General features: G+C 63.5%; 11 protein-coding genes and 1 pseudogene. 2 read left to right on the top strand and 10 right to left on the bottom strand.

Features of this window, described 5'->3' with window-relative positions:
- Positions 1 to 154 precede the first annotated feature (154 nt).
- The 6 genes from NKI10_RS02750 to NKI10_RS02725 form a co-directional block, all read right to left on the bottom strand.
- Positions 155 to 1,651, bottom strand: coding sequence for a sugar ABC transporter ATP-binding protein (locus NKI10_RS02750; protein WP_023736014.1), 1,497 nt, complete (start codon positions 1,649 to 1,651; stop codon positions 155 to 157).
- Complete coding sequence (locus NKI10_RS02745) at positions 1,651 to 2,694, bottom strand: hypothetical protein (protein WP_352858488.1); 1,044 nt, start codon at positions 2,692 to 2,694, stop codon at positions 1,651 to 1,653. The genes NKI10_RS02750 and NKI10_RS02745 overlap by 1 nt, the downstream gene beginning before the upstream one ends.
- Positions 2,691 to 4,814 (bottom strand): ABC transporter permease, encoded by a 2,124-nt coding sequence (locus tag NKI10_RS02740; RefSeq protein WP_352858485.1) that lies wholly within the window; start codon positions 4,812 to 4,814, stop codon positions 2,691 to 2,693. Before NKI10_RS02740 ends, NKI10_RS02745 begins: the two co-directional genes overlap by 4 nt.
- Positions 4,815 to 4,893: 79 nt before the next feature.
- Positions 4,894 to 5,919: a sugar ABC transporter substrate-binding protein gene (locus tag NKI10_RS02735; RefSeq protein ID WP_023668177.1), complete on the bottom strand. Its 1,026-nt coding sequence runs from the start codon at positions 5,917 to 5,919 to the stop codon at positions 4,894 to 4,896.
- A gap of 59 nt (positions 5,920 to 5,978) precedes the next feature.
- Positions 5,979 to 6,965, bottom strand: a complete 987-nt coding sequence (locus NKI10_RS02730) for an ABC transporter permease (protein WP_023668176.1) — start codon at positions 6,963 to 6,965, stop codon at positions 5,979 to 5,981.
- 272 nt (positions 6,966 to 7,237) lie between these two features.
- A complete protein-coding gene (locus NKI10_RS02725; RefSeq protein ID WP_023725434.1) occupies positions 7,238 to 8,671 on the bottom strand; it encodes a DHA2 family efflux MFS transporter permease subunit in 1,434 nt (477 codons plus the stop codon).
- Between the two features lie 109 nt (positions 8,672 to 8,780).
- Here NKI10_RS02725 and NKI10_RS02720 point away from each other — a divergent pair, with 109 nt between their 5' ends.
- On the top strand, positions 8,781 to 9,782 hold the full coding sequence (locus NKI10_RS02720; RefSeq protein WP_023687938.1) for an ornithine cyclodeaminase family protein: 1,002 nt from the start codon (positions 8,781 to 8,783) through the stop codon (positions 9,780 to 9,782).
- On the top strand, positions 9,779 to 11,287 hold the full coding sequence (locus NKI10_RS02715; RefSeq protein WP_023815628.1) for an HAL/PAL/TAL family ammonia-lyase: 1,509 nt from the start codon (positions 9,779 to 9,781) through the stop codon (positions 11,285 to 11,287). Before NKI10_RS02720 ends, NKI10_RS02715 begins: the two co-directional genes overlap by 4 nt.
- Here the strand turns inward: NKI10_RS02715 and NKI10_RS02710 are convergent, their stop codons facing one another.
- The 4 genes and pseudogenes from NKI10_RS02710 to NKI10_RS02695 all read right to left on the bottom strand — a co-directional run bounded on the left by NKI10_RS02710 (position 11,288) and on the right by NKI10_RS02695 (position 15,347).
- A complete protein-coding gene (locus tag NKI10_RS02710; protein ID WP_023752944.1) occupies positions 11,288 to 12,091 on the bottom strand; it encodes a 3-methyl-2-oxobutanoate hydroxymethyltransferase in 804 nt (267 codons plus the stop codon).
- Positions 12,092 to 12,176: 85 nt separating this feature from the next.
- A pseudogene (locus tag NKI10_RS02705) lies at positions 12,177 to 13,273 on the bottom strand (fatty acid desaturase family protein).
- Between the two features lie 16 nt (positions 13,274 to 13,289).
- The gene (locus tag NKI10_RS02700; RefSeq protein ID WP_352858482.1) at positions 13,290 to 14,204 is read right to left on the bottom strand and encodes a sugar phosphate isomerase/epimerase family protein; all 915 of its coding nucleotides are present in this window, start codon (positions 14,202 to 14,204) and stop codon (positions 13,290 to 13,292) included.
- A gap of 54 nt (positions 14,205 to 14,258) precedes the next feature.
- Positions 14,259 to 15,347, bottom strand: a complete 1,089-nt coding sequence (locus NKI10_RS02695) for a Gfo/Idh/MocA family protein (RefSeq protein ID WP_352858479.1) — start codon at positions 15,345 to 15,347, stop codon at positions 14,259 to 14,261.
- Positions 15,348 to 15,368: the final 21 nt, after the last annotated feature.

Below are 15,368 nucleotides of genomic sequence, written 5' to 3'. Positions count from 1 at the left end.
GACAGAACCATGGCGATTGGCCGAAGCATCTCAGCTTCGTCATTCACGGGCGAAGCAGGCGCGAAGCGCCGTCGCGGAGACCCGAGGATGACGAAGGCGCTGAGGCCTTCGCCAATTGGTGACCTATGCGCACCGTCAAACACCGACCGGCAACCTAGTGCACTGCCGCATACATGATCTTCTCCTCCGTCGCCTCCGCCGGCGAGAACTCCTCCACGATGCGCCCCTGTCGGCACACCAGAATCCGATCCGACAGGTTCATGATTTCCGGCAGGTAGGACGAGATCACCACCACCGCCAGCCCCTCATCGGCCAGCCGGTTGATGATCTGGTGGATCTCGGCGATGGCGCCGACATCGACGCCGCGCGTCGGCTCGTCGAAGATGACGATGCGCGGCTGCTGCACCAGCCCCTTGCCGATCACCACCTTCTGCTGGTTGCCACCGGAAAGCTCGACCACGCGGGCGTTGTCGTTTATCGCCTTGATGTTCAGCGTCTTCGTCCATTCTGCGGAAAGCGTGCGCATCTCCTGCTGGTTGATCACCCAGGCCTTTTCGCGGCCCGCCGCCAGGAGCCCGCCGAACAAATTCTCGGCAATGCCCATCGTCTCGAAAATGCCCTCGCTTTTGCGGTCCTCGGAGACGTAGACGATGCCGTCGGCGACCGCTTCGCTCGGCACGAGATAGCGTACCGGCCGGTCGTCCAGCTCGATGGCGCCGCCGCGCAGGAAATCGCGCTTGTAGATGCCCGACACGATCTTGAAGGTCTCGGTGCGGCCCGAGCCGATCAGCCCGAACACGCCGGTGATCTGTCCCTGAAAGATCGAGAAGGAGGTGTTGCGCACGACATTGCTCATCGAAATGTCCTGCACCGACAGCACCTTCTTGCCGGCCTTGCGCAGCTTCGCCTCGTCGCGCTGGCGGTAGATCTGTCCCGACAAAGTGCGCCCTACCATGGCGGCGACGATCTTGTCGCGATCGAAGGCCGATGTGTCGTCGGTTATGACCAACTCGCCATCGCGCAGGATTGTGATGCGGTCGGCGATCATTAGCGCCTCTTCCAATGCATGGCTGATGAAGACGATCGAGACGCCGTTCGCCTTCAGCCGCCGGATCAGTGCGAAAAAGTGCCGCTTCTCCTCCGGCGTCAGCGTCGCCGTCGGCTCGTCGAAGATGATAATCTCGGCATTGTGGTGAACGGCGCGCGCGATCTCGACCATCTGACGCTTGGCCGCGCCGAGCGTTGCCACCATGGCGTTCGGGTCGACCGGGAAGTTCAGCGATTGCAAAAACTGTTGCGCCGAAATGTAGGTGCCGCGCAGCCGGTTGAGAAACTTTTCGGTGCCGAGATAGAGGTTCTGCGCCACTGTCATCGACGGCACCAGGCTGGTCTCCTGGAACACCATGGCGATGCCGGCCTCGAGCGCCGCATGCGGCGAGGCGTAGGCGATCTCGCGGCCTTTGTGGAACATCTTGCCGGAAGTGGCGTCGACGACGCCGGCAATGATCTTGGTCAGTGTCGATTTTCCGGCGCCATTCTCGCCGAGCAGCGCGTGGATTTCGCCCTTGCGCAGTTCGAAGCTGACTTGTCTGACCGCGGGCACGCCGCGATAGTTCTTGGTGACATTTTCCAGGCGCACGATCGGTTCCATCAGAAACCTCCCGCGTCGAGCACGCAATCGCCGCCCCTGGAGGCGATGAATAGAAGTCCGTCCTTCTCCGCCACGCTGCAAATGCCGTGGCGCGTGCCGTCGGCGCGGCTGTGCAGGCTGAATTGCGGCTGCATGGTCCGGTCGAGCTTCACCACCAGCCCGTAGGAGCGGCTCGGCGACCAGGGCTTGTGGATGCCCATGGTGCGGATGCCGCCACATTGCAGCGGTTCGAGGAAGCTGCGGTTGGAGGCCAGCGCCGGCGCGATCCAATAGGCCGGCGGCACTTGGTCGATCATGTCGCGCCGGTAATGCGTTTCCTGCAGCACGAATTCGATCAGCCGGTTGCGCGGCGCGAACAGGGCCAGCCACGCGCCGCCATCGCCGGCCGGCGCAAGGCGCGCGGGATAGCCGGGCAGATGCGTCAGCACGGTCGAGCGGCTACCGGTTGCACCATCGAAGCGAACGAGCTGGTGACGCCAGCTTTCGCTGACCAGCACATCTCGCCCCGTGGGATGGAGCCCATAGGGAAAGGCGATCTCGCCGGCCACTTTGCGGAACCCGCCGCCGGCTGCGTCCCGCCTCCAAAGCGATCCGGACGCGCCCTTCTTCATCAGGTCGGCGGCCCATAGCGACGGCGCATGCTCAGCCGAGCCATTGGCCAGCCACAACGTGCCGTCGTCTGCATAGGCAAGCGCGGTGATGCAGCTGACGCCGGCCGGCAGCGAAACCTCCTTGCCGGCAACCAGCAGCTTGCCGCTTTCCAACCCCACCGTCAGTTCGCCCGACAGTGATAGAGCCAGCGCCGTGATGGGGGAAAGAAAGGTCCCGACAACCTTCGGCTCCACCCCTGCGGCAAGCGAATATACCGCATTGCCGCTGGAAACGAGCAGCCGGCCATCGGCAACCAGAAGATTGTCGGGCTCCGTCAAATCGGCGAACACTGGCGCCTCGTCCAGCCGCGTGTTGGGACGGAAGGCACCGTCGAGCGGTGGGATGGTCACCGCCTTGCCACGAAACAGGTCGAGCACAGGATCGAGGATCATGGCTTCGCTCCCCAATAAGAAGCGGAACTGGTCCAGTTCGGGTCGGCGCCCGCAATCTTGTAGCGGCCGATGCGGTTGTTAAGGATGCCGCCGACGAACAGGAAACCCTTGTGCTCGCGCATCGAGGTGACCATCGGATGCGCGCCGCCGGTGAGGTCGCCCATCGCCTCGACAATGCCGCCCTTGTCGTTGAATTTCACCACGCCGCCGGTGTTGATGTTGGGGAACAGCCACTCGTCCTGCGGCAGCCGGCGCGTCATGCGCTTGCGCATATCGGGATGGCGCAGCGACAGGTCGAAGCTCGGCGTGCGCATGCCGAGCCATGCCATCCAGTAATTGCCGTCCGACGCCCGGTTGATGTTGTCGGGATAGCCCGGCATGTCGCGGATGACGCATTCGGCGGTGCCTGCTTTCGGCCCTTCCAGCCAGTATCGATGCACACGGCAGGCCCAGCTCTCAGCGAAGAACAGCGACTTCCCGTCATGCGCCATGCACACGCCATTGGTGTAGCGGTAGCCGTCGAGCAGTGTCTTCGTCGAACCGTCCTTCGGGTCATAGACCAGCAGCCGGCCGGTGGCGCGGTTCTCGATCGAGTCCAGCGCCCAATCGTGGGCGTCATAGCGCTTGGTGGAGTCAGTGAAATAGATCCGCCCGTCCGGCGCGATGTCGCAATCATTGGGGTCGCGCAGCCGCGCATCGTCGACGATCGAGGTCCAGGAGCGCGACGTCTCCGCCGACAGGCGTTTCACATCCCGATCCGGCGAGACGGAATAGAGCCCCATGGCGCCGACGCAGCTGATCAGATTGCCCGATTTGTCGAAGGCCAGGCCCAGCGGAAAGCCGCCGATATGGGCAAACACCTCCGATTTCACATAGTCCGGCGCGAAGAAGCGGACGATCTCGCCATGGCGCGTGCCGCAATAGAGGTGATCGTCGCGGTCGAGGATGACGTCTTCCGGCCCTTCCAACTCGCCGGGCCCGATATGGTCGGCCGCCGACAGCCGGTTGTCGAGCGCGTAGGGCGTGCCTGAGCCCGGCACCGCAGACTGTGTCTCGCCCATCTTGAGATAGACCGGCGCGACATAGACTTCGTTGAGCACCTTATGGCGGTTCTTCAGCCAGCGAATGTCGATCGTCACCGCCACCGCCAGCATGATGCCCAGCACCATCTGGTTGGTGCCGGTGCCATAGCCCAGCCGGATCAGCCCGTTGGTCATGGTCAGCACGATGATGGCGCCCATCAGCCCCTTGATGACCGAGCCGCGGCCACCACCCAGGCTGACGCCGCCGACCACCGCCGCCGTCAGCGCCATGATCTCAAGGTTGAGGCCGGTGCCCGGCCCTGCCCCACTCAGGCGGCAAGCGATCAGGAAGCCGCCGATCGAGGCGCAGAAGCCGGAAAAGACATAGGTCATGAACACGGTGCGGCGCACGCGAATGCCGGCATTGTGCGCCGAGCGCCTGGATCCGCCGACCGCCAGCACATGCCAGCCCGGCCGTGAGCGCGTCAGCGCGATATGGGTGACGATGGCAAGAATGATCGCCAGCCACACCGAGACCGAAAGCCCCCAGAAGGTGCTGTCGCCGATGAAGTCGAGCACATCGGATGTCGCCTGGGAAAGCTGCACGTCTGCGGCATAGGTGGTGACGAGAATATCGAACAGCGCCCGGCCAAAAATGAAGGTGACCAGCGTAGTCAGAAAGGCGCGCAGCCTGAGATAGCCGACGAGGTAGCCGTTGACGGCGCCGAAGATGAGGCCGGTGGCGAGCGATGCCGCCACCGCCAGCCAGATAGACTGTTCGAGAATGAAGAAGACATAGACGGCGGAGAAGCAGGACAGCGCGAAGATCGAACCGACGGACAGATCGATGCCGCCGCCCAGCATCACCACCGTCATGCCGGTGACCACCATCGAGAACTCGCCGAGCTGGCGGGTCGATTCCTGTAGCGAGGTCAGCTTGAAGAAGCCGGGAATGATCGAGCCGAACACGCTGAGCGTCGCCACCAGCGCCAGGAACGGAATGGCGTTGTCGGTCCAGCGTTTTGTCAGGATTTCGCCGACCAGATGGTCGGGCACGAGATTGTAGCGCCAGGACTGGAGGCGTTCGCGAAAGGACATCGGCGGCTGCTATTCCATGAGGGAACGAGGTGACCGGATTGTCCAGCCACCTCGTTTATTTCAGTCGAAAAAGCGCGGCTTACTTCGCCGCCGCTTCGGCCTGCAGCGCCTTCAGGTCCCAGCAGCTGTCGGGCTTGAGGTCGGCCTTGGTCGTAGCCTTCTCCAGTGTGTAGATGTAGGTGTGCGACGTGCCGGCCGGCTGGCCGCTCTGCAGCAGGAACTTGATGATAGCGTTCATGTCGCCGGACTGGCGAGCCAGATCGGTCATCACCACGGCGCCGTAAGTTCCGTCCTGCAATTTGTCGCAATCGGCCGCCTTCTCGCCGCCGCCGGTGGTGACCAAAAAGACCTTGCCGTCGAGCTTGGCGTCGCGGATGGCGGCGGATGCGCCGGTGGCGTCGCCATCCCAGAAGTCGATGATCGAGCAGATGTCGGGGTTCTGCTGCAGCATTGTCGTCGTCACGTTGCGCGACGTCGTCGGATCCCAGTTGGAGTCGGGCTTGGCCACGACTTTGAAGTCGGGGTGCTTCTCCAGCACCTTCATGATGCCGGCATACTGGTAGAGACTGGACGAGTTGGCCTGATCACCCTGCACAAGGCCGATCTTCTTCGACGAATTCTCGCCGCAGCCCTTGATCGCCGCTTCGGCCTCGAGTTGGCCGAGCCGGTCCCAGTCACTGCCGACAAAGGCGTCGGCCGGGAAGTTGGCGGGATTGTCGACCAGTATGACGTAGGTTCCGGCAGCCTGCGCCTTCTTCATCAGCTTGGAATAGGAGTTGAGATCCGGCGCATGGATGATCAGCACGTCCGGCCTTGTGTCGGACGAGATCGCGTCGGTGATCGCCTGTGCGCCGGCATCGACGACCCAGTTCGGATCGCGTGTTTCGAAGGTGCCGCCCCAGGCCTCGACTTCCGTCTTCAGATAGTGCGACCAGCCCTGCGCAAGGTCGAAGCCCATCGCCAGCGGCACCAGCATGACGCGCTTGCCCTTGAGCGCCTGCGCGTATGCGGCCGGGCCCGGATCGTCGGCGGCGAAGGTCGGCGCGACGAAGGCGGTAGCGGCCAGCGCCGTGGCGGCCGCCATCAGTGTTCTGATCAGTTTCATGTCACATCCTCTGTTTTTCACTTATTGCCGGCCGGTCCGCATGACCCGTCGGGTACCCCTTAGATGTCGCCCTGCTGCGCGGTCTGTTCGTCGCGCGGATTGATGATGCCGTCGACGATGATGGCTCCGAGCAGGATCGCCGCCTTGATCAGGTTTTGATAGAGCAGCGGAATGTCGATGATGGTCATCGCGTTCGACAGGATGCCGATAAGTGCAGCGCCCACCAGCACATTGCGCACTCCGCCCCGCCCGCCGGACAGGCCGATGCCGCCGATCACCGCCACCAGCACGATGTCATAGAGCAGCGTCGAGTTGACGACGCGGGTGTTGATCGAGTGCAGGCTCGACGCCGTCAGCAGGCCGGCGATCAGCGCGACGAAGGCCGAAACCACATAACGCAGCACCAGCATTGGCCGCACCGGAATGCCGATGTTGCGCGCGGCGACCGGATTGTCGCCGGCGAAATAGATGTAGCGGCCCCATTTGGTGTAGCGCAGGAACAGGAAGAACAGGAAGGCGAGCCCGGCGAAGACGAACACTTCGATCGGAATGTCGAGGAAACGCAGGCCGCCGAGCAACTCCACCCAATGGCCCTGAGGCACCGGCACCGCATCCTGTGTGATCAGTTGCGAGCGGACATAGCCGAAGACGAAGGAGCCGGTCGCCAGCGTCACGAAGATCGCCGGCACGTCGGCATAAGCGACGAGAAAACCGTTGAGCAGGCCGATGGCGAGCACGCCTGCCAGCACATAGGCGAAGGCGAGCCCATCAGGCGTTCCGGCGTTGAGCAATTGCAGATACCAGGCGACCGACATCGCCATGATCGCCACCGCCGACAGGTCGATGCCCCTGCCGATTATGACGACCGCCATGCCGAGCGCCAAAATGCCCAGCACCGACACCGAGCGGACGATGGCAACGAGATTGTTGGCAGCGATGAAACCAGGCAGCCCAATGGCAGCGGCGACGAACAGCACCACGGCGATGGCAAAGACAATGCCTTCCTGATTCAGGCTCCTGACATTTGGCCAGCCAATCGTGTTCATGTCTGCATTCGCCCCGATGGCAGCTCTGCCACCCCTTCCGAAGAAAGCTAATCGGCTCGGCGCCGCTTCGTCAAATGAATCCGCGCTCGGAACACCCGTTGGCAGTGATAATCTTCCAGTGGACGCACCGATTGCTAGAACTGGCGCAATCCTAGGAAAAGGCTGCGCTTTTGGCATTTGGTTGCACCATTGCGCGTATGCGCGAAGGTGCCGTTCTGAGGCGAAAGCACAAGGCGGAATTAATTGCCGCCTGAGCGGCGAAAATCGCGAATTCAGGTCCTGGACGTGTGGCCTGAAACTTCGGCGCCTGCACCGGGCGGCAGCACGAGGAACCGCAACGCCGCCGCCAGCCCGATGGCGCCGATGACCAGGAAGGCGATGCGAAAATCGACGAGGTCGAGCGCCGGCCGGTGCCTGACGATCTGCGACAGGTTCAGAATGGCAGCCGCCACCGCTACGCCGAACAGCATCGACATCTGCTGCAGCATGGACGACAAAGTTGCCGCCGAGCTGCGCTGCGCCGCATCGATATCGGCGAAGGCCAGAGTATTCAGCGCTGTGAACTGCATCGAGCGCGTCAGGCCGGCGATCAGCATCAGCGCTACCACCAGCGCCTGCGGCGTCTCCGGCGAGATCGCCGCGCAGGCCATGATCGAGGCCGAGGCGATCAGGCCGTTGACGACCATGACCGTGCGAAAACCAAAGCGCCGCAGCGTCGGCGTCGTCACCGTCTTCATGCCGAGATTGCCGAGGAAGTAGGCCAGGATCATCAAGCCGGCATCGACCGGCGAAAGGCCAAAGCCGACCTGAAACAGCAGCGGCAAAAGGAACGGCGTGGCGTTGATCGCCACGCGAAAAATGGTGCCGGCGGCAAGCGTAGAGATGGCGAAGGTCTGCACCCTGAACGCGCTGAGATCGAGCAGCGGATGCGGCGCGCGCCGGAGATGCCGCACCGCCAGCCAGCCGATGACGATGCCGGCGGCAACCAGCAGCACGGCGGGCAAGGCGCCGTCTTCCGGATGTGCGATGCGCTCAAGGCCGTAGAGCAGCAGCGCGAGCCCCAGCGACGTGAGGAAAAACCCCGGCCAATCCAGCGGCTTGGGATCGGCCGCGCGGTCGCCCGGAATGAAGCGCGCGACCAGCGCCAGCCCGACGAGCCCAAGCGGGACGTTGATGAAGAAATTCCAGTGCCAGGAGAGATAGGTTGTGATGAAGCCGCCAAGCACCGGCCCGACCACGGGCGCAAACAACGCCGGCCAGGTGATCAGCGCCGTGGCGTTGAGCAGCTCCGATTTCGACGCATTGCGCAGCACCAGAATTCGCCCGACCGGCGTCATCAGCGCGCTGCCAAGGCCTTGCACGACGCGAGCGGCAACGAACTGAGGCAGACTTTGCGAGAAGCCGCAGGCCAGCGAGGCCAGCGTGAACAGTACGATCGCCAGCAGGAAGATGTTGCGCGCGCCGAAGCGGTCGGCAAGCCAGCCCGACAGCGGCACGAACACTGCCATGGTCAGCATATAGGCGGTGATGCCGATGCTCATCGCCACCGCCGGCACGCCGAAGGATTGTCCCATCTGCGGCAGCGAGGTCGAGATGATCGTCGAATCCAGCAGCTGCATGAAAAAGGCGATGGCAACGATCAACGCCACGCGCCGCGCATTGCTGGCGGTTACGGCGGAGGCCTCGGTGTCGGGAACGGCAGTCATGGCGAACCGCGTTGAACAGCATATGGCTGGCCCCGTCCAGAGCTTATCCAACAAACTTCCGTGTCGGCTCGCAGCCTGTTATGGATGGGCGGGCGGCCAAGGACATTGCATGAAGCCTATCTATATCGACTACCTCAATGGCCTCGATATCGAAGCCCTGGAGATGACCGACGGCGAAATCATTGCCGCTGTCGAAGCCGGGCTTATCGCGCAAGGCAATGGCCAGACGGTGATCGAGCCGCGCGTCCATCTTGAACCCGCCCCTTCCTTCCATGGCCATTTCAACGTTCTGCGCGGCTACGTTGCGCCGCTCGATACGGCGGGCGTGAAAATCGTCGGCGACTATGTCGACAACTATCTGCACGGGCTCCCTTCAGAATTTGGCATTTTGAACCTGTTCGATCCGCGCACCGGCACGCCGCGCGCCATTCTCGACGCCACCGTCATCACCGACATGCGCACCGGCGCCGTCACCGCCATTGGCGCCAAACATCTGGCGCGCAAGAACTCCAAGGTGCTGGCCCATATCGGCGCGCGCGGCACCGCCTATTGGAATGTGCGCCTGCTCGACCATCTCTTCGACTTCGACGAGATCCGCGTCCATTCGCGCCGCCCGGAAAGCCGCGACGGCTTCGCCGCCAAACTCTCGGCCGATCTCGGCAAGAAAGTTACCGCGGTTGCCGACTGGGAAAGCTGCATCAAGGGCGCCGACATCGTCGTCGAGGCCTCGCGGCTGCCGGAGCCGCAGCCGCTGCTCAAGACCGAATGGATCAAGCCCGGTGCGCTGGTCGTGCCCTATGGTACGATGAGCGCGGTGGAGCTGTCATTGACCGACATCATGCAGAAAATGGTCGTCGACGACTGGGGCCAGTGCAAAGGCGGCAAGTTCGGCTCGCTGCGCGCCCATGTCGAGACCGGGCGGCTGAGCGAAGCGACGCTGCACGCCGAGCTCGGCCAGATCGCTGCCGGTCTCAAGCCGGGACGCCAGAGCGACGACGAGACGATCCTGTTCTGGCATCGCGGCCTGTCGCTGTCCGACATTGCGCTGGGCAAGGCGATGCTGGCCAAGGCTGCTGATAAAGGCATCGGCCAGAGGCTGCGCTTCGCATGAGCGCGCTCGTCCTCACCGGCGCCGGCGTCAGCGTCGAGGACGTTGCGCAGGTCGCCCGCGGCGGCCGCAAGGTCGAGGTTGAACCGACAGTCATCGAGAGGCTCGACAAAGCGCGAAAAGTGCTCGATCAGGTCGCCGCGTCCGGTCAGCAAATCTATGGGCTCAACACCGGGCTCGGCGCCAATCTCGGCACATCGGTCGAGGGCGATGCCAGCGCCTTCCAGCGCCAGTTGCTGGAAGGGCGAAGCGGCGCTGTCGGCGAACCGTTGCCCCAAGAGGCGGTGCGGGCGACCATGCTTGCGCGCGCAGCGATGCTGGCAGTCGGCGGCTCCGGCATTTCGCCGGCGGCTTTCACCGCCCTTGTCGATGCGCTCAATGCAGGCGTGCATCCGGTAATGCCGCAGTTGGGCTCGATCGGCGCCGGCGATCTCGTGCTGATGGCGGCGCTCGCCCGTCTGCTGACCGGCGACGGCGAAGCTGACTATCAGGGTCGGCGCATGCCGGCGGCCAAGGCGTTGATGATGGCGCGGTTGGCTCCGATCAGCCTGGCGCCGAAAGACGGCCTGTCGCTGATCAACGCCTCGGCGGTATCAGCCGGCACTGGCGCGTTGGTACTGGCCGACGCGCTGTCGGCCTTTGCGCAACAGCAGCAGGCCGGCGCGCTGACCATGGAAGGGTTTGGCGCCAACCGCACCATCCTCGATCCGCGCCTGCATCTGGCGCGGCCGGCAGCCTGCCAGCAACTCGCGGCCAAGGGCCTGCGCGACCTGCTTGCCCGTGACGAGGAGCCGGCGCCGACCACCTTGCAGGACCCGTTGTCGATCCGCTGCATGCCGTCGATCCATGGTGCATTGATCCAGGCGATCGATCAGGCGCGGCTGGCGCTGGAGATCGAACTCAATGCCGCCGCCGACAATCCGCTGGTGCTGGGCGATGACGGGCTGGTTCTGTCGACCGGCAATTTCCACACCGCATCGCTGGCGCTTGCCTTCGAGACGCTCGGCCTGGCGATCGCGCAATGTGCCGCGGCAAGCGTTGCCCGCTTCATCCAGCTCGCCGGCTCCGGCCGCAACGGCCTGCCAAAATATTTGTCACCGGTCGGCGGCGCCTCGGCCGGTTTCGTGCCGCTGCAAAAGACCGCAACGGCAATCCTGGCCGGCATCCGCCACAAGGCCAATCCGGTGATGCTGGATTTCCTGGCCGTGTCCGAAGGCGTAGAGGACCACGCCACGCAGACGCCGCTTGCCGTGTCGAAATGCGCCGGGATGATCGCGCTGTGGCGCCGGCTGATCGCCTTCGAACTGATGGCCGCCGCGCAAGCCGTGGACCTGCGCGACGGTCTCAAGCTGGCGCCCGGCACAGCAGCGGTCCATACCGCGGTGCGCGCGCATGTAGCGATGCTGAGAGAGGACCGGCCGCTGGGAACGGATGCCGAGGTGCTCCATGCCATGCTCGCCGACGGAACATGGCAAGGTGCAGCGATGATCGGCAAGGAGGCCGAGTAGTCAGCCCTTTGCGTCCACCCGTTTCATGAACAGGCTGAGCTCGGCCGGATCCATGCGCACGACATGCCTGTCTTCCGGATAGGCGCCGCTATCGACGTCGGCAACGTACTCGGAAAACGCCGCGACGCGTTCGGCCTGCAGGCGATCGTACTCGGCGGCGAAGTTGCGGTAGACCTTGGAATGGCGCGGCATGTGGCCCCGGTTCTGGCCAAGAATATCGTCGGCGAACAGATACTGCGCGTCGCAGCCGGTGCCCGCACCCATCGACAGCATGATCAGCGAGGTCCGTTCCGAGATCGCCTTCGCCACCTCGATCGGCACCACTTCGATCTCGGCGCCAAGCGCTCCAACGGCCTCATACTGCTTGACCGCCTCAAAAATCTGCATGGCGGTGTCGGCGGACTTGCCGACGGCCTTGAAGCCGCCGGTCCAGGTGGCGCGGGACGGAATGAGGCCGACATGGCCGATCACGGGGATCGCGTCGTCGGCGAGCCGCTTCACGGTGGCGAAACCGGCGCTGCAATAAACGGCGTCGGCTCCCGCCTTGTAGAGCCGGAACGCCCAGCGCAGGAAATCGTCCGCCGTGCCTATTTCATAGAAGTTCTCGCCCGGCATGGTGAACAGGCTGGGCGCCGCATCGCGATACTCAGGGTTGAGCACCAGCTCGGGCGGCACCGAGACGATATCGACCCCTGCCCGCTCGGCAGCCTCGGCCTCGTCCATGGTCAGGACGCGCAGCATGGTCAGCTGGCGCTTGCCCTTCATGGCGCGCAGATCGGCGACGGTCGGTCTCTTTCGGCTCATCGGGATGTCCCTGTTTGCTGGTTGATTTTCCCGGTCACCTTACCGGCCCCGTAACAGGCCGGATAGAAGGCGGGTGGTTTATTCGCTACTCGGCCGCCGCCGACATATCGAGCTCGTGAAATTCACCGCGATAGGGCCGCGCCGTCGGCGGCAATTCGCGCTTGAGGAAATAATCCTCGTACCGCAGCTGCTTCAGCAGCACCGGCCAGACTTCGCGATAGGCATGCCACATGGACGGGTTCGCCGCCGGCAGGTCGTGCTTGATCAGCTCGTGCAGCCTCGGCAGCGCATGGTAGGGCACCATCGGAAACATGTGATGCTCGACGTGGTAATTCATGTTCCAGTAGATGAAGCGGCTGACCGGGTTCATGTAGACGGTGCGCGTATTCAGCCGGTGATCGACGACATTGTCGGCTAGGCCGATATGCTGCAGCAACCCTGTCAGCACCATGTGCCAGCTGCCATAGAGGCGCGGCAGGCCGATCAGCACCAGCGGCAGCCATGACCCCAGCGCGATCGCGAGAGCGATCGCCGCAGCGTACACGGCGGCATGCCAGCGCGCCGCCGTGATGGCCTTGCCCTGTTCGGTCTCAGGAATGTAGCTCTTTTCGTCGTCCGACAGCTTGCCCAACGCCTGTCGCGCCAGGATCGGCAGCGAATAACGGAAATCGAGAATGCCGGTGAAGGCAAGCGCCGCCTTGACCAGATTTGGCGGCCGCATTACCGCGATCTCGGCGTCACGGCCGACGATGATCGTGTCGGTGTGATGCCGCGCATGACTCCAGCGCCATTGCACCGGATTGCGCACCACCATGAAGCTGGCGATTTCGTAGATCGCATCGTTCATCCAGCGTGTGCGGAAGGCGGTGCCATGGCCGCATTCGTGCCAGCGCGAATCGCTCGACGATCCATAGAGCACGCCATAGACGAGCAGGAACGGCACCACCCACCACGTGCCCCAGAACCACACGATGCCGGGGCGGCCGAGCCCAGGATGGCTGCGATCCAGATCACTGTATCGCGGATCGGCGGCCCGTCGGAGCGCTGCATCATTTCCTTCATTGCCTTGCGCGGCACGTCGGTGTGATACCACTCGGCCGAGGCCAGCCCGGTCTCGATCGCCCGGCGGGTGCTTTCGCCGACCAGGCCGTAATCGCGCTTTGTCTTGGCCGCCGTCGCCATCACCGTCTCGCCTACCTCAAAGCCCGTTGGCGCGGAACTTCCCGTCGAGAAATGTTTTCGCCCGCGGCACGTCGTCCTCGGTCAGATGCTCGATGACAACAGGGATGTTCGGGTGCTTCTCACTGAGCCGCTGCAGATAGAGATCGTAATTCAGCGATCCCAGCCCGGGCGCCGGCAGCTCGATCTCGCCGACGCCGCGGAAGGTCAGCCCCTCATGCGCGTCCGCGTCGCCGATATCGGCATGCTTCTCGGTCTTGTCGCTGCCTGAGCGCTTGACGTCCTTGGCGTGCGCGATGCGGATCTTGTCGGCCAGCGTGTCGAACACCTGGTTCAGCACCTGGTCCATGCGGTCGATATTGTGCGCCTCGAAATAATTGGTCGGATCCATCAGCAGGCCGAGGCCCGGATGGTCGACCTGCGCGAACATTTTGACCGTCTCCTCGACCGAACCGACGACATTGTTGACATAGGTTTCGAGCAGGAACACCGCGCCATGGTCGTAAGCCGTCTGGGCAAGATCCGAGATCACCTTGCGGCATTCCTCGAAGCCTTCCTCGGTCTTGTTTTTGGGATGATGCACCCAGTCGGATTCGGTGTTGTAGGTGCCGGTCTCCGAGATCACGTAGGGCGAGCCGAAGTCGCGCGCATTGCGGATGATTTCCTTGAGATAGCCGACGCGCTTCTCGCGCTCGGATTTGTCGGGATGGATGATGTTGGTGTAGCCCGAGATGCAACAGACCGGCAGATTGTGGTCGCGAAACGTGTCGCGCACTGTCCTCGCCTTGTCCCCGGTGATCTGCCCGGCCGTGAGATCGACATCCCTGAAATGCATGTCGAGCTGCACTGTGTTGAAGCCGAGTGCACGGATGCGGCGGGCGGCCTCCGCGAGCTCATAGGGGAAATAGCCGGTGAAGATACCTGCCTGCATCATGATGTGAACTCCTCCCGGTAAGCGATTCAGCCGCCACACTATTCGGCGGCATGTTCAGTCGATCGATATCTCGGACAGTTTGACGGTGCGGCCTTGCGCCATCGAGCGGTAGCCCGCCTCGACGAGTGCCATTGTCTTGACGTTGTCGGCGACGGAGAGCGCCGGCGGCGCGCCTGTCTTCACCGCATGCTGCAATTGCTCCATCACGCCGATGAAGGCATGCGGGAACCACATCGTGTCCCAGCTCGGGCTGACCCATTCGCCGCCGGTCGTCTCGGTCGAGGCATAGGTCAGCGTCGAGGCCACGCCTTTCGGCCAGCCGATCGTGCCTTTGGCGACACCCTTGGTGCCGTCGACGCGCCAGTTGATGTGCTGGTCGTCCAGATAGCCCTCCTGGCGCGGTCCGCACCAGACATCCTCCAGCGACACGGCGAGCACGCCGGAGGGAAAGCGCAGCGTCGAGACGGTGATGCCGTCGCTATGCTCGAATGTAGTGCGCGGGTCCTTGCGTGTCAGCGTGGCGATTTCCGAGGGATCGCCGAACAGGAAGCGCAGCACGTCGAGATGATGCACGCTCATATTGGCGAGCGTCAGCCGGTCGTAGTCCTGAAGGAAAGTCTGCCAGTGCGGGATCGCATGCATGTCGATCTGCGCAAAGACGATGTCGCCCAGTGCGCCGCTGTCGATGATCTGCTTCAGGACGCGCATCGACTGGTCGTAGCGCATGTTCTGGTTGACCGAGAGGATCTTGCCGGACTTTGCGGCTTCGTCGCGCAGCTTCACGGCTTCATCGACCGACAGCGCCAGTGGCTTCTGCGCCAGGATCGCCTTGATGTGAGGCTGCTTCAGCGCATGGCGGATCAATGCCGGCTGCTGGTCGGGTGGAAAGGCAAGGTCGACGATCTCGATCTCGGGATTCTCGATCAGTTGTTCCGGCGTGTCGTGGATGGTCGGAATGCTCCAGCGTGCAGCTACCTTCTCGGCGCTGGCCTTGGTGCGCGAAGCGATGGCGACGACTGGGAAACCGGCCTGCGCATAGGCGGCAAGATGGCATTCGGCCATGATCATGCCGGCGCCGATGCAGCCGATCCGGGATTCGCTGGCGCGAACCCTTACATCCGGCTCGAAACCCTGGCCTGCCATCCATTCCTCCTTGGACGACAG

It is taken from the genome of Mesorhizobium sp. M0802, assembly GCF_040320115.1.
Classification (GTDB): domain Bacteria; phylum Pseudomonadota; class Alphaproteobacteria; order Rhizobiales; family Rhizobiaceae; genus Mesorhizobium.
The sequence above is the reverse complement of the archived record's forward strand: the minus strand, read 5'-3'. Positions and strand labels throughout refer to the sequence as shown.